Genomic DNA, 19,755 nt, shown 5'->3' on the forward strand with positions numbered 1-19,755 from the left:
CCGCACCCAAATACAAAAAGCCGCCGTCGAAATGACGGCGGCTTTTTGCTGCCTGAAATCAGAACCCCCGCCGGCAGCCGCCGCGGGGGTTCTGCTTGTCCGGGGTCCGTCGATGCGAAGGACTGCCGAAAGGGCTCGCGCGGGGTTCGCCTCCGGTGGGGCGACAGGGCCGCTGCTGGCGCGTTGCAGACCTCAGGGATTTTCCTATCCGGTTGCCAGCGGCGTCGCTGGGCTGGCTCAGGAGCCGGGCCGCAGGCCTTACGCCCTCTCCAGCCTGCAGGCATGGCCCCCGGCGATAAACTGTGACACGTAGGGTTATAAGCTGAAACTTTTACTCTTCGGGACCTTTGTCGCACTCGCCAGTTACTGTGCAGGGGGATGACAACAAAGGAAAGAGCATGAAAAGTCTTGCAATCATACTGGCGGTCGGAATGTTGGGCGCCGCTGTGCCTGCGTCCGCCTTCGAACCCGCGTCCGCGACCAGCGTGCAGAACCGACAGGACCAGCGCGACTACGGCCGCTGGGATGACCGCTGGGGCGCCCGTCCCCCGTCCCCACCCAGGCACTGGACACGCTCGTCGGACTGGTACCGGCACGTTCGCGCCTGTCAGCAGCGCTACAAATCCTACAATCCGCGCACGGACACCTATGTGCCCCGTCGCGGTGAGACGGCCCGCTGCCGGCTATAGAGGTATCCCAAGCCCCGCCGGATTCGCCGGCGGGGCTTGCCCGGGGCGACCAAGGAGCGCGCGACAACCTCCAGCGGGCGGCGGGCCGCTATCGCATCGTCTCCACCGTCACCATTCGTAGCGGCCCCGGGACGAACACCCGCCGGGTCGGCCAGCTGCGCGCCGGGCGGTTCGTCCAAGTCGACCAGGTTTGCAACGGGTGGCTCCACATCCGCGGCCAGGGCTGGATCAGCGGACAGTTCGCCCGTCGCGCCTGACTAAGCGCAACTCCATCTCGGCGCGGCGGCTTTCGAAGAGAGCCGCCGCCACTGTGTGGAGCGCGGGGTCATGCCCCGCGCCGGGTCCTCCGTATCAGCGGGGCTGAGCGCGTCGCTGCGAGGGTGTCGTCGGGAGGGTCGCGAGCGTCAGCACGCCGTCCCGATCGTTATCCAGCAGCACGAACCAGCGGGACGTGGCGGCGGCCCACTCCTCCGTGGTGACCCGCTGGTCCACGTTGACGTCCGCCGCCTTCACCGGTTGCGGCAGGTTGAAGAATCCGGCGTCAGCGATGGGACCATACCCGGCGGGCCGGCCCCCTCCTTGGCCTCGTCCTGGACCTCCCTGACCGCCGCGCCCGCCCCGCCCACCGCCACGACCGGGCTGCTGCTGGGACGCGGCCGCATTCATCTTCATCGGAGAACGTCCGCCCCCGCCGCCGCGGCGGCCGCCTTCCCGGGGGCCTGCGCCTAGGCCCGCGCCAGGGCCGCGCCGGGACAATGGTGTGAGCATCGCCTCGTAGGCTGCGATCTCGGATGCGCCCACAACTCCGTCGGCGTCCAGATCCAGAGATGCAAAGTACCGCAGCCCGTCATCGCTGAATTCGCGCAGGGTAAGCTGCCCGGACTGGTCGGTGTCGGCGCGCTGGAACCACGCCGCCGAGGGATAGGGACCGCCCGGGGCGCCGGGGAAGGGCTCCCCGAAGGGGCTGATGAACAGCTGGGGGCCGGGGCCCCGCTGGGGCTGGCTGGGCGCAGAGGCGCAGGACGCGAGGCAGATGGCCAGGGAGCCCAGGAGAAGACGCAGCATGATGACCTCGGGTTGGGGCCGTTTTGCGAGAACCGGCCGATGGGAAACCCCACCGCCGAAGGGCGGCGGGGTTGGGGATACTCAGAACAGCTTGCGGAAGGTCAGTCTGACGGTGCGGCCGACGGGATCCGTCAGATCCTGCTGGTAGGCCGGCAAGACCACGCCATCGCCGGTCACCGCCTCCGGCCTCTGATCGAAGAGGTTGTCGACGTCCAGGCTGAGCCTGGACCGGCGAAGGAAGGGGAATTGTGCGACCAGATCGCGTCGCGCCGAAAAGTCGACGAACAGCTTCAGATCGACGTCGGTCTGGTCCGGGAAGAACAGATCCTGTGACCCGTCGTCCGCCTCGCCGACCAGCCGCGTATCCTGGGTCCAGGCCGCTTTCAGTTGCGCGCCGTACCCCGCGTAGGAATAGCCAAGATTGGCTTCCACGCCATTGACCGGCTTGCCGCCCGAACGCCCTTCAGACGCACCGTCCAGAAGGTCGAGCACAGGCAATCCCTCCCGGATCACGATCTCGTCCCGGAAGCGGTAGGTGTGGAACAGGGCTAACTGGAAGCGCCCCTGTCCACCCCCCGCGCCGCCGAAACCGCCACCCCCGCCGCCGGGCCCGCGGCCTTGGCCGCGAGCGCGCTGACCGGCCATGGCCGCGCCCGAAGCGGCGTCACCGACGGGACCGCCTTGCGCGCCGGTCGGCCCCGCCGGCGGACCGCCCGCTTCCGCATCGCCTGTGGGCGGCCGCCGGCCCAGACCGGCTTCGGCCAAGGGGTCGCGGCCGCCCTCGGGGCGTCGCCCTATGGCCTTGGTGTAGGTGAAACCCCAGCGGAGCTCGTCGCGCGCCGCGCTCTCGAAGTTGACCGGACGGAAGTCGACACTGATCAGCTGTCCGTCCGCATCGCGCACGAAGCGCTCAGGGAAGGCCTCTTCTATGCCGGCGGTATAGGCGGGAAAGCTCGAGATCTGATCCCGGCTGCGGCTGTGGATGTAGTTGGCCGACAGGCGCAGATCGCGCTCCGTCCAGGGCTGGAAGGTCAGACCCAGCTTGACGACCTGGCGGCTGTCAGACCGCAGATCCGCCGCCCCGCCGTCGATGCGGTCGACCAGAACCGTCTGGCCGGTCGCGAAGTCGTAGAGGTCGACGTTGGGCGTGACGGTAAGGGGATCGCCCAGCTGCTGAATGCTCGGGGCGCCTTCCTCCTCGGTCACGCTGGCGATGACGTTGAGCTTCCCGACCGGTTCCCATCGCAAGCCGTAGCCGTAAGTGGTCAGTCCGCCGAAGTCGGAGAGCTGTTCGAGCTCCAGATTGAAGTTCAGCGACAGGTCGCCGAGCGCAGCCAGGGGGCCGTCGCCCGCCAGAACGGGGACGGTCACGCTGGACTGCAGGCTGCCGGTCACCCGGTCGAGGTCGCGCGCCGTGTCACCGTCAATCGACCGGGAGGTGCTGTCGATCCGGTCGGCGTCAACGCCAATCTTGAACGTGGTCCGAACGGCGCCGGCCGGCACGTCGAAAGGCGAGCCGTTCAGCAGCAGCTGGGCGTCGAGATTGGTGGTCGTGGTCTCCGTGCGGTCTTGCCGGAGCAGGGCCGTCGGCGGCAGCATCGGCGAGGCGAGGGGGTTGAACCCGGCGTCCACGGCGGCCTGGAGCTGCAGGGGATCGGCGTCGCGGTCCGTCGTGGTCTCGCTTCTCGAGATGTCTGCATTGCCCGTGAAGGTCCAGCGCCAGTCGGCGAACTCTCCGCCTAGCGTGGCGCCCAGGTGCCCGGCGACGCTGCGGCTCTGGCGCTCCAGAGGGCCTTGAGCCGGGAAATAGCGGAACAGACGCACGTCCTGGGAGAAGGGATACGTCCCGGAAGCGGCGGGCAGGATCACGTCGCCTTCAGGCAGGCCCAGCCAGGAGAGGCTCTGGTCCATGTCCAGCCCGACGTTGGCGGTGGCGCTGATCCCCGAACCGAGGGCGCGGGTCAGGACCGCGTTGAGCGAGGCCCCGGCGGTTGCGGGCGAGAGGGTGCGAAACGCCTGGTCGCCCTGGCTGTTGGGAAGGTCAGCGCGGGCCGCGTAGTCGGCCAGGGTCCTGCCGCCTCCAGCCGGCACGCCGGCGATGGTGGCGGGGAAGCCGGCGGCGGCGGTCAGGGCCGGGTCAATCTCGTCCCCGGGATTAAGGGCGGTGATATTGCCGTCGATGTCGAAGGGGAAGGGATCGTTCCGCACGATGTCCCGGTCACTCTCCCGGATGCGCGTGGCGCCGGTCAGCTCACCGTCGACGGTCCAGCGGTCGTCGCCCTGGATTCTGAGAATACTGGCGTCCAAAGAGGGCGCGTACCGGTCGCCGAGCGTGGATGCAGACAGCGCGGTGTTCGTCGTGACGGCTCTGAACCGTTCGCGCAGGACGACGTTCACGACCTTCTGGTCGGCCCGATAGCCGTAGTCTAGCGCCACCTCTTCGGGCAGGATCTCGACGCGACTGATCGCCTCCGTCGGGATGCTGCGAACTTCGCGGAAGCTGGAGACCCGCTTGCCGTTAATAAGGACGACCGGCTGACCGGCGCTGCGCCCCTGGCCGCTCGTGGTCTGGATCGCAATCGCGTCGAGCAGTTCCGAGATATCGGTGGCGCCATAGGCGCGAATGTCCCGCGCGGTCAGCGTCTCCTCTGGCTCGATATCGCTGTCGACCGATCCGCGCGGGCGGCCCCCGGCGACCACCACGATCTCCTCCAGCTCCACAGTTTCGGGGTCGTCGGGATCCAGGACGGATGTCTCCTGCTGCGCAGGGGCGGGCGGGGTCTGCACATCCTGCGCGGCGGGGATTTGGGCGGCCAGGAGGGTCAGTAAGGCGATCATGGAGTGGGCTCGATCTGCAGAAAAGGTTGCGGCGAAGAGGGGGAGGGGACGCTCCGGGACGGCTCGGCCCGGTCTGGGTCAGCCGGCGCGGAAGTCCGGAACGGCCAGTGCGCAACTCTCGGGCTGGATGAGCGGCTCACCGCTTGCGTTCCGTCGCGGACAGCACCGCCCTTCGCACGTGAAGCCGGACCAGCAGACCACGATCCTGCCTGGGCTCCAGCTCAAGGCGGGCCTGCGTCTCCCGCGCCAGGCGGGCGGCGATCGTCAGCCCCAACCCGGTCCCCCCCGTATCGCGAGACCGGGACGTTTCGAGCCGGACGAAGGGCTCAACCACCCGCTCGATGTCTTTCGGATCGATGCCGGGGCCGTTGTCCCGGATTTCGATGCAAACCTCATGCTCCCCGGCGTGAGCGGAAATCTCCGCACCGCCGCCGTGGATGACGGCATTGTCGATGAGATTGGCCAGGCACCGCCGCAGGGCGCGGGGCCGGACATAGACGTCGCATGCGCATCCCTCGCCGAAGGTGACCGGTCGCCCGGCGTCAGCCTCGTCGTCCGCCATAGACGTCAACAGGGAGTCCAGCGACAGGGCGACAAAGGGCTCCTCGGACGGGCGATTGCGCGCCAGCTCCATGCCCTCCTGAATGAGCGACTGGGTCGAGGCGAGATCGCCCAGAAGCCGCTCCTTCAGGTCAGGATCGTTCACCTTCTCCACCCGCAGCCTCAGACGCGTCAGCGGCGTCTGCAGGTCGTGCGTCACGGCCGCCAGGATTTGCGACTTCTCCTCCAACGCGGCGTGGAGACGGGCCTGGAGGCTGTTGAGCGCGAGGGCGGCCTGGGCGACCTCCCGCGGCCCGGTGACGGGGGTCGGCGGCGCGTTCAGATCGTCCCTCAGGGCCTCGGCGGCTCGCGACAGGCGCCGCAACGGCCGCGACGCGATGGTGGCCACGAAAAGCGACAGGGCTGTGCCGGTGATGATCAGACCGGCGAGCAACCAGACGCTGAAGATCCGCGGGCGAGCGGGCCTGGGAGGCGCCCCCACCGCCATCGAGGTCACCGTCCCGTCGGGAGCCGCGAGATCGACCACCCAGCAGTTGCGCCGTTCAAGCCCGAGCCGGGCGGCCTGGCTGTCGGTCACGCGTCTCCGGGCGCCGGCTCGGCCTGGTGGCGGACCGGGTCTGCCGATGTCGCAGGTCGCGGGCGGCGCGGCATAGGCGGCCGCCCGCCACGGGTCGAGCGAGCGCTGGTTGAGACGTGCGGTAAGGGCCGGATCGGGCTTGCCCCGCGGGCCGTCTGGAGCCACGAGCGCCGCCCCGCCCGCCAGGCCGCGATCCGACGCCTCCCGCGCGTCGGGCCCGCCGCCGTGCAGACGACCGGCGACCGACTCGACCCGATCCGCCACCCGTTCGAGGTGAAAGTCCCATAGCTGGGCTCGATGGCGCATGTCGGCCAGGGACAGGGATATCAGACTGGCGGCGGCGGTGCCGACCAGCAGGATGACGAACAACCGTCCGGCCATCGACCCCATGAAGCGGCGCCACAGCGTCATTTCAGCACGACCGTCGCGGCGAGGACGTAACCCTCGTTTCTGACGGTGCGGATCAGGACCGGCCCGGCCTCTCCGAATTTCTGTCTCAACCGGCTGATCTGGATGTCGACGGCGCGGTCCAGCGAATCCTCCTGGCGTACGCCGCCGAGCGAAATCAGCTGCTCGCGGCTCAGCACGCAGTTGGCGTGTTCGACGAGCCGCATGAGGAGCCGGTATTCGGCGCCGGACAGGATGACCATGCGACCTTCCGGGTCGCGCAGCACGCGCTGCTCAATATCGAACGCCCAGTCGTTGATCTGGGCCACCCGCGCCTCGGGGGGAGCGAGATTGCTGGGTATGGCCTGGGTCCGTCGGAGGACGCTGCGAATCCGCGCGACGAGTTCGCGCGGCTCGAAGGGCTTGGCGAGGTAGTCGTCAGCGCCCAGCTCCAGACCGAGAATTCGATCGATGACGTCGGTCCGGGCGGTCAGCATGATGACCGGGACGGCGGAGCCGGCCCGGAGGTCGCGGCAGAGCTCCAGGCCGTCCTGTCCCGGAAGATTGAGGTCGAGCAGAATGAGGTCAGGCGTCCGCAACGCCAGACGGGCGCGCATCTGCGCGCCGTCGGCGGCCGTGTCGGTGTTGAAGCCGGCCTGCTCAAGGTGTTCGGCCAGCAGGGTGCGGATCTCCCGGTCGTCGTCGACGACAAGGATGCGGGTGGGCGTATCCATGACTGCGGCTTCTTGCAGTCAATGTCGTCGCTTGCGCGACCTATTGTGTTTCACAGTGTGTCGAGCGCGCCGCTGAACGATAACGACACACAACATCCGCGGCCTGAAACGTTGTGAGACGCACGCGGCTCTCAACCCCTGTAGCGAGGGGCCGGGCAAACGCCCTCGCCGGCTCCCTGGTACGTCGCCTCCCCCTCGCCATGGGCCGTGACCGGTCTGGACTCGCTCGCAAGGGCGGGCCCGGACCGGTCAGAGCGCACGACGCCAGCGCATCTGCATCCACGACCTGGAGTGAATATGAAGCGGCCGCTCAGAGTAATGGCTGTCTGCTACTTCTTGGCGTCGTAGCTTGCCGGAACCCGGACGACCCGACACCGTCTTGCTAGTTTCGGATCCTCTTTCCCCAGCCACCGTCCTCTGCTTCGGCGCGCGGTTGACCGCAGAGACTGGTTTATGTGCGGCCGAAGCCCATGAAGCGCCCCGGGAGGTAGGCGATACTAGACGGGCCCTTTCTCGTCACAAGCAGGAGGTCTCAGAAGACCGACCCCGCGTCTTCCACAGCGACCAGAACACCCCAGCCGCCAAGATGAAGGCGGTGATGGCCAGCGACCATTCCGCTGGAAACTTCTCCCAGCCTAGGATGTCAGCCACAAAGATCTTGCCGCCGATGAACACCAGCAGCACGGCCAGCGCCTGTTTGAGATAGGCGAAGCGGTGAATGATGGCGGCGAGCGCGAAATAGAGCGCCCGGAGCCCCAGGATGGCGAAGATGTTTGAGGTGTAGACGATGTAGGGATCAGTGGTGATGGCGAAGATCGCCGGCACCGAGTCCACAGCGAAGATCACGTCCGCGACCTCGATCATCATGAGCGCCAGGAACATCGGCGTGGCCCAAAGGACCATACGTCCGGTCTTCGGGTGAGGCTCCCGAACGAAGAACTTCTGGCCATGAAGTTGGTTGGTGATGCGCAAATGGCCGCGCATCCACCTTACCAGCGGATTTGCGCCCACGTCGGCGTGATCGCCGCCGGCGAAGAACATCTTGACCCCGGTGAAGACCAGGAAGGCCGCAAAGATGTAGAGCACCCAACCGTACTGGCTGACCAGGGCCGCGCCCGCGCCGATCATGATGGCCCTGAGCACGATCACGCCCAGTATGCCCCAGAACAGCACTCGGTGCTGAAGCGCCCTTGGAATGGCGAAGTAGCCGAAGATCATGGCGATGACGAAGACGTTGTCCATCGCCAGCGACTTCTCGATCGCGAAGCCCGTCAGGTATTCCATGCCCGACTGTCTGCCCAGCTCCCACCAGACCCATCCTCCGAAGATCAGAGCGATGGTGATGTACATGCTGGATAGCAGCAGGCTCTCGCGCACGCCGATTTCGTGCTGATCCTTGTGCAGGACGCCAAGGTCGAGCACCAGCAGCGCCACGACCACGCCCATGAAAGCCAGCCACATCCAGGCCGGCTTGCCCAGCCAGTCGGCCAGGAGAAAGCTCATCAGGTCCATCAAGACTCCCCTTTTTCAAGGAGTGACCTGCGGCGCGTGCATTGAGGATCGACCGGAAAGAAGCCGTTACGCACCGAGATCACTCGATGCGGTCCGACATCACGTCTGCCATCAGACGTCAGAGGGGCCCGGTCCGCTGACCCACAATGTAGCCGACCCGAACTTTTCCGGCAAGGCGAGAGGGGAGCAGATGGTGTCTTCACCAAGTGTCCGCATGGTCGGTGACCGTCGCTTGCCGTCCGGTTTCGGAGATTTGGCGAATGTCCGCATCTGGCGCGTTGCCGTCAGATGCGGAGCCCAGACTTCGCAGTACGGAACCGCCACAGCGCCCATGGCTTTTCGACTCACTCCAATAGCCACGGAAATTCCCATGAAATCGATCGCCTGGGGCGCAAAGACCGCCCGCTCCAAACTCGAGCGCATGGAGATCGACCGGCCCGATCCGAGGGACAATGAGGTGGTGATCGAGGTGCTCTACGCCGGGGTCTGCCACTCCGACATCCACCAGGTGAAGAACGAGTGGCACAATACCGTCTATCCCTGCATCCCGGGTCACGAGATCGTCGGCCGGGTGAAGTCCGTCGGCGCCTCCGCCTCGCGGTTCAAGGAGGGCGACATGGTCGGTGTCGGCTGCATGATCGACAGCTGCCGCACATGCGATCCCTGCAAGGAGGGCGACCAGAACTATTGCGAGGGGCCCAACGGCTGGCTGGCCACCTACAACGGGCCGATGACCCCGGCGACGGAGACGAAGGACGGCACGAACATCTATGGCCGCGACAACACCTTCGGCGGCTATTCCGACATGGTCGTCGTGCCCGAGGATTTCGTCCTGACCCTGCCCGAGGGGCTGGATCCGAAGAAGGCCGCCCCCATCCTCTGCGCCGGTGTGACCACTTGGTCGCCGATGCAGCACTGGGGGGTGAAGAAGGGCGACCACGTCGCCGTTCTCGGCTTCGGCGGGCTGGGCCATATGGCCGTGAAGCTGGCGAAGGCCATGGGCTGCACGGTCACGGTCCTGACCTCCAACCCCGACAAGCTGAAGGACGCGAAAACGCACGGCGCGGACAATGCGCTCATCGAGACCGACAAGACCGCCCTGGCGGAATTCGAGGGCGCCTTCGACTTGATCCTCTCGACCGTGCCCGAGAAGCATGAGGTCGGCGCCCTGCTGGACCTCATGAAGCGCGACGGTCAGTTCGTGGTGGTCGGCAATCTCGACGTCATCGACGGGGTGGACAACTCCAAGATGGCCTTCAAACGCCAGAGCCTCGCGGGCTCGCTGATCGGCAACCTGCAGGAGACCCAGGACGTGCTGGACTTCTGCGCCGCCAACGACATCGCGCCCGAGGTCGAGATGATCGACATCAAGGACATCAACGACGCCTACGTGAAGATCGAGAACGGGGAGGTGCGATACCGCTACGTCATCGACATGCAGAGCCTGAGCTGACCAACCAAGACGATTTTTCCGGCGCCCGCGGGCCGTCGCGATCGATGCGACGGCCCGCTTTGCAGGCGGCGCCTTAGAAGGCGTAGTCAGACCGACCGTGAAGGTGCGACCGCTGTGGGTGTAGAAGGTGGCGCCTTGCTCCGTCATGTCTGCATACTGATCGATGGGCGTACCTCCCCAGCCTCGCTCCGCGCCCGAACGGCGAAGACCAGGTCGGAGCCCTCGGAGGTGTCGGTGGGCACGATGTCGAAGGCCGCTACCATCCGGTGGATGGGCGGGGGAGACAGTCTTCTGGGCGAAGACGGACTTGGCGTGTGCGGCGACGAGCGCGCCCGCTGAGAGCGCGACCCGCCTGGGCATGACGGCTGCCTCAGCTGCGCACGAAGGCGAGCAGGTCCGGGTTCACGACGTCCGGATTCATGGTGCACATGCCATGGCCCAGGCCGTCGTAAATCTTGGTCTGGGCGTTCCGCAGAAGCGGCGCCGAAAGATGTGCGGAAGCCCCGATCGGAACGATCTGATCGTCCGTACCGTGCATCACCAGCGTGGGGACCGCGATGGCCTTCAGATCTTCGGTGAAGTCGGTTTCCGAAAAGGCCTTGATGCAGTCGTAGTGGGCCTTGGTGCCGCCCTGCATGCCCTGGCGCCACCAGTTGGCGATGACGCCTTCCTGAGGCTTAGCGCCGGGTCGGTTGAAGCCATAGAAGGGGCCCGCCGGCACGTCGCGATAGAACTGGGCGCGGTTGGCGACGAGGGCGGCGCGGAAGCCGTCGAACACCTCGATCGGCAATCCGCCGGGGTTCGCGGCGGTCTTGAGCATCAAGGGCGGCACGGCGCCGATCAGCACGGCCTTCGCAACCCGGCTGTCGCCGCCATAGCGGGCGACATAGCGGGCGACCTCGCCGCCGCCCGTCGAATGGCCGATGTGGACGGCGTCGCGCAGGTTCAAGGCTTCGGCCAACTGCGCCACGTCGGCGGCGTAGGTGTCCATCTCATTGCCTTCCCAGGTCTGGGTCGAGCGCCCGTGGCCGCGGCGATCATGGGCGATGACCCGATAGCCTTCCCCCAGGAAGAACATCATCTGATTGTCCCAGTCGTCCGCGCTGAGCGGCCAGCCGTGGTGGAAGACGATGGGCTGGGCGTCGAGCGGCCCCCAGTCCTTGTAGAAGATGTCGACGCCGTCGCGGGTGCGGATGAAGGGCATGGGAGTGTCTCCTGGGCGTGGCACGGCGGCCCGAGCGAGCGCCGGGTTGAGCGATGAGAGGAGGCCGAGCGCGGCGGCCCCGGCGAACACGTCCCGACGCGAGGCTCCGTGGCGGGGGAGGGTTCCCGTTGGCGACATGACCGGCTCTCCTGATGTTGCGGCCTTAGGATCGCTGCGTCCCGGACCGGCGCCCATTCGTCTCTTGAGGCAGCCGGACTAGCCCTTGGTATGATTGCAGCCATGCTCCAGGCTGAGCGACTGTCGGAAATCGCCTTGGGGAGGCCTCTCGCCATGACCAGTCCGCCGCCACGGGGCGCCGACAAGCGGGTGTTCTCGCTGTGGCCCGGAACTGCGGCCCCCGAACGCGCGGACTCAGGCGGGCTGCCCGAGTGGGCGGTGGGATCCGAAAGACCCGTCATGTCTTCGTTCCGACCCCGGCCGGCCGACTATGCGCTCTGGGCGACGAGCGGCGTCGGAGTCGCGGGTCTGGCGGCGGCGGCGCTGGGGTCCCAGGCGCTCGAGCTGGCGCTCTGGCTCGTTCTGCTCGGTCTGATCGCCGCCGCGGGCTACGCCTTGCGCAGGCATCGGCGCCGATCGCGATCGGAAGCGGCCTGGCGCGATGCGCTGTTCGAACGCTCCGGCATATCGCTCTGGCGTGAGGACTGGACGCCCGTCGGCAAGGCGATCATGGCCCTGAAGAAGGGCGGCGTGCACGACATTCAGGCGTATTTCGCGGCCCACCCGGAAGAGGCCAGGGCCCTGCGCCGCCAGGTGATGATCAAGGACGTCAACGCCTTCACCGTCGAGATGATGGGCGCGCGGTCGAAGGCGGACTTCATCGGGTCGCTGGACCGCATCCTGCCCGACAGCGATCAGACCTTCGACCAGTGGTTGATCGCGTTCGGCCGGGGCGACGCCTTCTATCGCTCCGAGACGCACATCGTTCGACCGGACGGCGCCCACCTGGATTGCCTGTTCACCGCAGCCCTTCCCAGCTCGCTCGAGGGATTCAAGGACATCCTCGTCACGGCGCTGGACATCACCGACTACAAGGCGTTGCAGGCCAGTCTGGTCTCCGCCCAGACCGAGGCGGCCCGGGCTTCGCGCATCACCACCGTCGGAGCCCTGACCGCGTCGATCGCGCACGAGGTGAATACGCCGGTGGCGTCGATCCTGGCCAATGTGCAGGCCGCGCTGCGCTGGCTGCGACGCGCCGAACCCAATCTGCCCGAGGCGGAGCAGGCGCTGGACCGGGCCGTCGCCGACGCTGCCCGGACGTCCCAGGTGATCGGAAGGACTCGCGACTTCCTGAGCGCTTCGCCGCCTTCGCCTCAGCCGGTCGATCTGGCCGAAACGGCGCGCATCGCCGCCATCCTGATCGATCGCGAACTCAGGCTGCACGACACGTCGATCCATCTGGACGCAGAGAGCGGTCTGCCGCGCGTCATGGCCGATCCGATCCAGATGCAGCAGGTGCTGGTCAATCTCATGCTCAACGCGGTCCAGGCGATGCGGGAACAGCCGGCGCCGCGGGACGTGACGGTGACGGTCCGATCCGACGCAACCGCCGTAACGGTGTCGGTCGCCGACGGCGGTCCGGGCGTTCCGCCCGCCGTCAGGCCGCGCCTGTTCGAACCCTTCGCCTCGAGCAAGGCGGACGGCATGGGGATAGGCCTGGCGATCTGCAGGACCTCGGTCGAGGCGGCGGGAGGACGGATCTGGCTCGATGAAGGACAGGCGCCCGGCGCGACGTTCCATGTCAGCCTACCTGTCGCGACTGCGGATCAGACCTTCAACCCATGATCGCGCGCTCCAAGACGATCCGCCAGGCGGACCCATTCGGCCAGCGTCCGCGCCTTCATCTTCTGCATCGCCGACTTGCGATGCGTCTTCACCGTCGCCTCGCTGAGGCACAACTCGGCGGCGACCTGCTTGTTCAGAAGCCCCTGTGTCACCAGGGCCATGACCTCGCGTTCCCGCGGAGACAGGCGCGCGTAGCGCCCCTCAAGCTCCGTTTCGCCCTGCTGGCGGCCCAGCCGCGTCCGGTCCCTCTCGATGGCCGCCGTGACGGCGTCGAAGAGATCCTGGTCCCGCACCGGCTTGGTCAGGAAGTCGACGGCGCCCGCCTTCATCGCCCGAACGCTCATGGCGATGTCGCCGTAGCCCGTCATGATGATGACCGGCTGGAGCACGCCGTGCGCGACCATGCGGGCCTGCAGGTCGAGGCCGTTGCCGTCGGGCAGGCGCACATCCACCAGAACGCACCCCGGGCGCGCAGGCTTGTCCGCCCTCAAGAAGGTTTCGATCGAGGGGTGGTCCATCGTGTCGTAATCCATCGACCGCAGCAGCCCGCCGAGGGCCTGTCGCAGTTGATGGTCATCATCGACGATGTGGATCAGCGGGGACATGCGGACAGGCAAGCGAGCGGAGGACACTTGCAATCTGCCGCAAGTGCGACGCTTTGTCTTTTCAGTCCTTGCTGTTCTCGCCCTCGCCGGACAGGATCGGGAGGTTGATATGGAGGGTCACGGCGACGCCAAGTTCAGGGACGCCAGCCTGCTGGCGACGTCCGTCGATCGCCCGTGGACGCTGATCGCCGCGGAGATCCGCAGCCATGGAGCCGGCGAGATCGGCGCCTTCACCCCCCGGAACGCCGAGATCACCCAGATCCTTCGCGACGACCGGCCTGCCGTGTCCAGCCGCGCATCCGGAGGCGTGCGCCAGGATGTGGCGGCGACGCCGGGCACGACCTGGCTTTGTCCCGCAGGCATCCGCGAGGAGGCCACCCGTCTGTCCGCCGACATCCCTCGCGTTCTGCACGTCTATATCCCGCCGCACAGCTTCTACAGCGGCGAACTGGCCACCCTCGGCTTTCGCGCTCAGGACCTGCGCTATCAAGCGCGGGTCGACAGTCGAAAGGTCCGCGGTCTTCTGGCCGAAATCGAACGGGAGCTGGGTCGCGAAGGGTCCGCAGGCGGGCTGAAGATGGACGGGCTGGCGATCGACCTGATCGCGGCGCTTGCCGCAGACCACGCGGAGAGCGGGGCGCCGGCGTCCGCGCCGCGCCTGTCGCATGGGACGCTCGACCGGCGCAGGCTGGATCGGGTGCTGGCCTTCATCAACGACAGTCTGGAGGCGGACGTGTCGCTCGCGGACCTGGCCGATGTCGCCTGCGTGAGCGTCTTTCACTTCGCCCGACTGTTTCAGCGGACGGTGGGCGCGTCGCCCCACGCCTATCTCAGTCGGCGCCGCCTGGACCTGGCCAAGCAACGGCTCGCCCACGGCGCCGAAAGCCTTGGCGAAATCGCCCAGGCCTGCCGCTTTTCCAGCCAGGCGAACTTCACCCGCGCCTTTTCACAGGCCACCGGCGTAAGTCCGGGGCGCTACCGTCAGGCCTGGCGAAGCTCCTGATCCTCATCCTTTTGGATGAATGGCCGCGTCCGGATGGTCGTGCCACCCTGTGCTGGGAGGCGCGCATGCCGGCAGAGCCGATCGTCCACATCGTCGACGACGACCGATCGCTGAGAGATGCGGTCCAGAGCCTGCTGGAATCCGTCGGGTTGCGAGCGCGCGCCTACGCTTCTTCCGCCGAGTTCATCGACGCCCGCGCGTGGTCGGGGCCCGGCTGCCTCCTGCTGGACGTGCGCCTGCCGGGCGTCAGTGGTCTTGAGTTTCAGGGGCGTATGGAGGGTTTGGGCGTCCACCTGCCCGTGATCTTCATGACCGGGCACGGGGACATTCCCATGTCCGTGAGGGGGATGAAGGCCGGCGCGGTCGACTTTCTCACCAAGCCTTTTCGCGACCAGGATCTGCTGGACGCCGTCGACCTGGCTCTGGACCGCGACCGCACGCGTCGTGCGTCCGACGCCGATGTCGAAGACCTGCGAACACGCTTTGCGATGCTGTCGCCACGCGAGCAGGAGGTCATGCGCCTGGTCGCGGCCGGCCGCATGGACAAGCAGGTCGCAGGCGAGCTGGGCATCAGCGAGGTGACCGTGAAGATTCACCGTGGCGCGGCCATGCGCAAGATGGCGGCGCGCACCTTGCCGGACCTCGTGCGGATGGCCGATCTCCTCGGCGCGTCGGGGACTAACACCTGAGTATGATGGTCCCTGTTCGGCTTTGCGGCCATGGTGCAGGCGCCCCTCCGGCGCCAGTGAAAGTCCGCTCGCTTGCCCCTCAGCCCTTCCGTTTCCGTGGTCGAGGACGACGATTCCTTGCGGGTCGCGATCGTCGGCCTGCTCGATTCCCTCGGCTATCGCGTGCAGGCCTATGCCTCCGCGGAGAGCTTCCTGGCCGCCGATGCCGGCTCGGCTGCGGATTGCATCATCACCGACATCCAGATGCCCGGACTGAGCGGCATCGAGCTGAAGCGGCGGCTGGACGAAACTGGCGTGACGACGCCCGTGATCATGGTGACCGCGCGGACCGAGGCGGTCTTGCATGCGCGCGCCCGAGCCAGCGGCGCGGCGTGCGTCCTGCAGAAGCCTTTTCAGGAAGCCGATCTCGTGCGCTGCATCGAAGGCGTGCTGAGCGCCTGACGGTCCGGCCGTGACGGACCGGCTGTTTCACCTGATCCGGGACACCGTGGTCCTGTGGGACGAGGGTGGTCGCATCACTGCGTGGAATCCCGCCGCCGCCACGCTTTACGGCTGGACGGAAGACGAGGCGGTCGGTGCGACGGTCGAGGACCTGCTTGGCCCTGTCCCTTCGGACCTTGCCGAGGCTGTCCTTGAGCGGCGCACGGCGACCGGGACGATTGTGCTGGTTCAGGCGAGTTGGACCCGCGACGCCTCGGGCGTGCTCGAGGTGGGACGGGACATCACCGGCCAGCGGCAGGTCGAGGACCGGTTGAAGCGGTCCGAGCTTCGCTACAGCAGCCTGTTCCAGGCCATGGCGGCCGGCTTCTGGGAACTGGACTTCGCGCCGGTCGGCGCCTTCCTTCGGCAGGCTCGGTCCGAGGGGATAACGGATTTTCCCAGGCACTTTGACGAGCACCCGGACTTCGTGCGCGAGATGATGCGGCGGACCCGGGTGCTGGACGTCAACGAGACCACGCTGACGATGTTCGGGATCGGCGGACGCGACAGCCTGGCCGACACGGTGGAGCCCTATTGGCCCGAGACCAGCACGTCGGTCTATGCGGCTGCGGTGAAGGCGGCGATCGCGCGGCGCAGTCACTACATGGCCGAGACCCGCCTGCGCCGGAAGGACGGCTGCGAGTTCGACGTGCTGTTCACCGCCGCCTTCCCTCATGAGGGACTGATGCAGGGCGCCCTGCTGGTGGGGGTCATCGATATTTCAGAACGGTTGGCCGCCCAGGCTGACCTGAGACGCCTCAGGGACGATTTCGCTCACGCCGCCCGGGTGTCGATGCTGGGCGAACTCGCCGCCTCGATTGCGCACGAGGTCAATCAGCCGCTTGCAGCCATCTCCACCAACGCCGCCGCCAGCCTGCGATGGCTGTCGCGGGACCGGCCGGAGATCGAGCGCGCGGTCGCCCTGACCTCCCGCATCGGCGCCGACGCTCAGCGCGCAGCCGACGTCATTTCGCGCGTGCGCGCCATGGCCGCCAAACAGGCCGCAGCCCAAGGCCCGCTCGGGCTCCGCGACGTCATCGACGAGACGCTGCTGTTCCTTCGCGACGAGTTGCAGGCCCGTGGCGCGCAGATCGCCGTATCCGTCGAGCCCCTGACCGTGCACGGCGACCGGACGCAGCTGCAGCAGGTTCTGGTCAATCTGATCATGAACGCCGTTCAGGCCGCAGCGCCCGCCCACGCCAGCCTGACCATATCGGCGCGCGGCCGCGACGATTACCTGGAGGTCAAGGTCGCGGATCAAGGGCCGGGGCTGGCGGTCGATCCGGACAGCCTGTTCACCAGCTTCTATTCGACCAAGCCCGACGGCATGGGCCTGGGCCTGCCGATCTGCCGGTCGATCATCGAGGCGCACGGCGGAACCATCACCGCCGCAAACGCGCCGGAGGGCGGCGCGGTGTTTGTCATCCGCCTGCCGGCGGAGGGGGCTCATACCAATGTCTGATCGCGCGCTCCGCACGTAGAATGGCGAGCCGTCTCGAGCAGTCGCATCCTCTCTCTCGGACAGGCCGTCCTCCCCCGCCGCCTGTCCCCTGACGAGGAGAGGCCCGATGCCGATTGAGACCGCGCCAGCCCCCCGACCCCGCCGGTCAGACCGGTCGGCGCTTCTCCTCGTCGCCCCTTGTGACGACCCCAATGACGACGCCCTCGTCCTGGTGCGCGAGGCCGCCCGGCTGAGCGCAGAGGCGGGGCTTCAGGTCGAGCTTCGGCCTTGGTCGATGCGCGAGGGCGGTCGCCCCTTCCTGATGCTCACCGTTCGCGCCGACGCGTCGCCCCTGGAGGCTTAAGGCCATGTCCAAGACCATCGTCCTGATCCACGGCGCCTGGCTGAACAGCCGCTGTTGGGAGGCCTGGAAGGCCCGCTATGAAGCCAAGGGCTACACCGTGTCGGCGCCGGACTGGCCCCATGACGACCGCTCGCCGGCTCAGCTGCGCGAAGCGCCGGATCCGCAACTGGCGCGGACCGGCCAGAAGGCCATCGTCGACCATTTCGAGCGCATCATCCGCGCGCTGCCGGAAGAGCCCATCCTGATCGGGCATTCGCTGGGCGGCGTGTTCACCCAGCATCTGCTCGACCGGGGATGCGGGGTCGCAGGCGTCGCCATCGATCCGGCCCCGACGCCGGGCGTTCCCCTGGGGCCCAACGCCATCGTCTCGGCCCTTCCCGTGTTCAGCGACCTGCTGAGCTGGAAGAAGGCCAAGGTCATGTCGCGACGCTTCTTCGAGACGCGCTTCGCCCAGACCGCGCCGAAGGCTCGCGCTGCGGAGCTTTATGATCGCTACATCGTCCCGACCGCCGGGCGCGTGTATTGGGACGGCGTCACCGGGGCGTCCGGGCAGATACGGTGGGACAATCCGGATCGGGCGCCCCTGCTGCTGATCGGCGGCGACCTGGACCTGATCGCGGACGCGTCGATGACGCGCGCGATCTACAAGAAGCAAAAGCGCGCGCCCTCGCGGACCGATCTCAAGATCTTTGAAGGGCGCTCGCACTGGACCTGCATGGACGCAGGCTGGGAGACCGTCGCCGACCATGCGCTCGACTGGGCCGTCGCCAATGCGCGCCCGGCGCGGTCGGCGGCGGCGGCGGCGGCCTGATGCGGTCGCGGCGGGAGGCGCCCCATGCAGCGGCCTCTGGATGACGTCGTCTTCGTTCACGGACTGTGGGTCACCGCGGCGTCGTGGCGGCCGTTCGTCGACCCTTGGCGGTCGGCGGGCTATCGGGTGCATACGCCAGAGTGGCCTGTGATTTGCGGCCTTCCGGTCTCGACGCTGCGGGACGCGCCGCCGCCTGCGCTCGGCGACCTCTCGATCCAGACGATCGTGGCGCACATGGCGGGCTATGTCGCGGCTCTGCCGAGACCGCCGCTTTTGGTCGGACATTCGTTCGGCGGCCTGTTCGTGCAGTTGCTGCTGGACCGGGGACTGGGGCGGGCGGGGATCGCGCTCAACCCCGCGCCCATCGCCGGCGTCGTCCCCGGCTGGCTCACCCTGCGAGCGGCCGCGCCCGCTGTTCTTCGGCCGAGAGGCGATCGACGGCCCTATGCGCTTTCCGAGCGGCTCTGGGCCAGACGTTACGCCAACGCCGCGCCGCCCAGCCTGCAGCAGGAGACCTGGGGCCGTTACGTCATCCCGACCTCGGGCCGCGTCATTCACCAGGCGGCGTTCTGGCGGGGCACGTGCGTCGATCCGAACCGCCGCCGGCAGCCGCTCCTGATCACGGGCAGCGACCGGGACCGGCTGGTGACGCCGTATCTCTCTCGCGCGGCCTGGCGCATCCAGCGGCGCAGCGCCGCTCGCACCGACTACATCCATTTTCCCGGACGGTCGCACCTGCTGATCGCCGAGCCGGGCTGGGAAGCGGTCGCCGAGGCCTGCATCGCCTGGGACGGCCGCCAGCAGGGCCTCGTCGGCGCCCACGGAGCCGCCGCCCTCCAATCCGACACCGACTTCCTCAAAGCGCCCGAAGGAGACTTCCTATGACCACCGCCGCCGTAGCCGCAGCACGCTCTTTGCTGACGCCCTCCGACCACGCCCTGATCCTGATCGATCATCAGTCGCAGATGGCCTTCCCGCTGAACTCGATCGAGGTCGGCGCCCTGCGCGCCAACACCGCCACGGTCGCGCGCGCAGCCGCGGCCTTCGCCGTGTCGACGATCCTGACCAGCGTCGCCGCCACCAGCTTCTCCGGGCCCGTCTTTCCCGAGATCCAGAAGGCCTTTCCGGGCGCGCCGATCATCGACCGGACGACCATGAACTGCTGGGAAGACGCCGCGGTCATCGCCGAGGTCAACCGCATCGGCAAGGGTCGGGTCGTGCTGGCGGGCCTGTGGACATCCGTCTGCATCGCGGGGCCGGCTCTGTCGGCCGTCGAGCAGGGGTTCGAGGTCTATGTCATCGCCGATGCTTCGGGCGACGTTTCCGACGAAGCCCACAACCGCGCCATGGAGCGGATGATCCAGGCCGGCGTTCGGCCGCTGACCGCGCTGCAGTATCTGCTCGAGTTGCAGCGCGACTGGGCGCGGGGCGAGACCTACGACGCGACCACCGGCATCGCGATCGATCACTCAGGCGCCTACGGCATCGGCCTGCTCTACGCCAAGGCCATGCTCGGCGAACATGCGCGCGAGGGCTGAC

19 protein-coding genes are annotated in these 19,755 nt (G+C 67.7%); 12 read left to right on the top strand and 7 right to left on the bottom strand.

Translation table 11 applies throughout. The features are described from left to right. Positions 1–398: 398 nt before the first annotated feature. Both ACE3PU_RS04185 and ACE3PU_RS04190 read left to right on the top strand, forming a co-directional pair. Positions 399–689 (top strand): BA14K family protein, encoded by a 291-nt coding sequence (locus tag ACE3PU_RS04185; protein WP_374386969.1) that lies wholly within the window; start codon positions 399–401, stop codon positions 687–689. Between the two features lie 113 nt (positions 690–802). Beyond that, entirely contained in the window at positions 803–946 is a 144-nt protein-coding gene (locus ACE3PU_RS04190; RefSeq protein ID WP_374387238.1) for an SH3 domain-containing protein, read from the top strand. A gap of 94 nt (positions 947–1,040) precedes the next feature. Here ACE3PU_RS04190 and ACE3PU_RS04195 read toward each other — a convergent pair whose 3' ends face one another. The 5 genes from ACE3PU_RS04195 to ACE3PU_RS04215 form a co-directional block, all read right to left on the bottom strand. After that, entirely contained in the window at positions 1,041–1,754 is a 714-nt protein-coding gene (locus ACE3PU_RS04195) for a hypothetical protein (RefSeq protein WP_374386971.1), read from the bottom strand. Between the two features lie 81 nt (positions 1,755–1,835). Beyond that, positions 1,836–4,592: a Plug domain-containing protein gene (locus ACE3PU_RS04200; RefSeq protein WP_374386973.1), complete on the bottom strand. Its 2,757-nt coding sequence runs from the start codon at positions 4,590–4,592 to the stop codon at positions 1,836–1,838. A 136-nt stretch (positions 4,593–4,728) separates the two neighbouring features. Then, a complete protein-coding gene (locus ACE3PU_RS04205; RefSeq protein ID WP_374386975.1) occupies positions 4,729–6,141 on the bottom strand; it encodes an ATP-binding protein in 1,413 nt (470 codons plus the stop codon). Continuing rightward, positions 6,138–6,851, bottom strand: a complete 714-nt coding sequence (locus ACE3PU_RS04210) for a response regulator transcription factor (RefSeq protein WP_374386977.1) — start codon at positions 6,849–6,851, stop codon at positions 6,138–6,140. The genes ACE3PU_RS04205 and ACE3PU_RS04210 overlap by 4 nt, the downstream gene beginning before the upstream one ends. A 516-nt stretch (positions 6,852–7,367) precedes the next feature. Further along, positions 7,368–8,354 carry a TerC family protein gene (locus ACE3PU_RS04215; RefSeq protein WP_374386979.1) on the bottom strand — a complete coding sequence of 329 codons (987 nt, stop codon included), beginning with the start codon at positions 8,352–8,354 and terminating at the stop codon, positions 7,368–7,370. 379 nt (positions 8,355–8,733) lie between these two features. Here ACE3PU_RS04215 and ACE3PU_RS04220 point away from each other — a divergent pair, with 379 nt between their 5' ends. After that, positions 8,734–9,816, top strand: coding sequence for an NAD(P)-dependent alcohol dehydrogenase (locus tag ACE3PU_RS04220; protein ID WP_374386981.1), 1,083 nt, complete (start codon positions 8,734–8,736; stop codon positions 9,814–9,816). A 370-nt stretch (positions 9,817–10,186) separates the two neighbouring features. On the opposite strand, the gene ACE3PU_RS04225 is transcribed toward ACE3PU_RS04220, so the two are convergent. Beyond that, positions 10,187–11,020 carry an alpha/beta fold hydrolase gene (locus ACE3PU_RS04225; protein WP_374386983.1) on the bottom strand — a complete coding sequence of 278 codons (834 nt, stop codon included), beginning with the start codon at positions 11,018–11,020 and terminating at the stop codon, positions 10,187–10,189. 417 nt (positions 11,021–11,437) lie between these two features. On the opposite strand from ACE3PU_RS04225, the gene ACE3PU_RS04230 reads away from it, so the two are divergent. Continuing rightward, positions 11,438–12,823: a sensor histidine kinase gene (locus tag ACE3PU_RS04230; RefSeq protein ID WP_374386985.1), complete on the top strand. Its 1,386-nt coding sequence runs from the start codon at positions 11,438–11,440 to the stop codon at positions 12,821–12,823. On the opposite strand, the gene ACE3PU_RS04235 is transcribed toward ACE3PU_RS04230, so the two are convergent. Continuing rightward, positions 12,805–13,428 carry a response regulator transcription factor gene (locus ACE3PU_RS04235; protein ID WP_374386987.1) on the bottom strand — a complete coding sequence of 208 codons (624 nt, stop codon included), beginning with the start codon at positions 13,426–13,428 and terminating at the stop codon, positions 12,805–12,807. The two genes, ACE3PU_RS04230 and ACE3PU_RS04235, sit on opposite strands and share 19 nt — an antisense overlap. Positions 13,429–13,537: 109 nt before the next feature. On the opposite strand from ACE3PU_RS04235, the gene ACE3PU_RS04240 reads away from it, so the two are divergent. The 8 genes from ACE3PU_RS04240 to ACE3PU_RS04275 all read left to right on the top strand — a co-directional run bounded on the left by ACE3PU_RS04240 (position 13,538) and on the right by ACE3PU_RS04275 (position 19,754). After that, entirely contained in the window at positions 13,538–14,431 is an 894-nt protein-coding gene (locus ACE3PU_RS04240) for a helix-turn-helix domain-containing protein (RefSeq protein WP_374386989.1), read from the top strand. Between the two features lie 11 nt (positions 14,432–14,442). Beyond that, the gene (locus ACE3PU_RS04245; RefSeq protein WP_374386991.1) at positions 14,443–15,120 is read left to right on the top strand and encodes a response regulator transcription factor; all 678 of its coding nucleotides are present in this window, start codon (positions 14,443–14,445) and stop codon (positions 15,118–15,120) included. A 96-nt stretch (positions 15,121–15,216) separates the two neighbouring features. Then, positions 15,217–15,561, top strand: coding sequence for a response regulator transcription factor (locus tag ACE3PU_RS04250; protein WP_374386993.1), 345 nt, complete (start codon positions 15,217–15,219; stop codon positions 15,559–15,561). Positions 15,562–15,571: 10 nt separating this feature from the next. Then, complete coding sequence (locus ACE3PU_RS04255; protein WP_374386995.1) at positions 15,572–17,062, top strand: ATP-binding protein; 1,491 nt, start codon at positions 15,572–15,574, stop codon at positions 17,060–17,062. Positions 17,063–17,168: 106 nt separating this feature from the next. After that, positions 17,169–17,405 carry a hypothetical protein gene (locus ACE3PU_RS04260; RefSeq protein ID WP_374386997.1) on the top strand — a complete coding sequence of 79 codons (237 nt, stop codon included), beginning with the start codon at positions 17,169–17,171 and terminating at the stop codon, positions 17,403–17,405. Between the two features lie 4 nt (positions 17,406–17,409). Continuing rightward, entirely contained in the window at positions 17,410–18,216 is an 807-nt protein-coding gene (locus tag ACE3PU_RS04265; protein WP_374386999.1) for an alpha/beta hydrolase, read from the top strand. Positions 18,217–18,240: 24 nt separating this feature from the next. Next, a complete protein-coding gene (locus tag ACE3PU_RS04270) occupies positions 18,241–19,101 on the top strand; it encodes an alpha/beta hydrolase (RefSeq protein ID WP_374387001.1) in 861 nt (286 codons plus the stop codon). Beyond that, on the top strand, positions 19,098–19,754 hold the full coding sequence (locus tag ACE3PU_RS04275; protein ID WP_374387003.1) for an isochorismatase family protein: 657 nt from the start codon (positions 19,098–19,100) through the stop codon (positions 19,752–19,754). The genes ACE3PU_RS04270 and ACE3PU_RS04275 overlap by 4 nt, the downstream gene beginning before the upstream one ends. The last annotated feature ends 1 nt before the right edge of the window (position 19,755 follow it).

Origin of the sequence: Brevundimonas sp. (genome assembly GCF_041911375.1) — a bacterium.
Taxonomy (GTDB): domain Bacteria; phylum Pseudomonadota; class Alphaproteobacteria; order Caulobacterales; family Caulobacteraceae; genus Brevundimonas.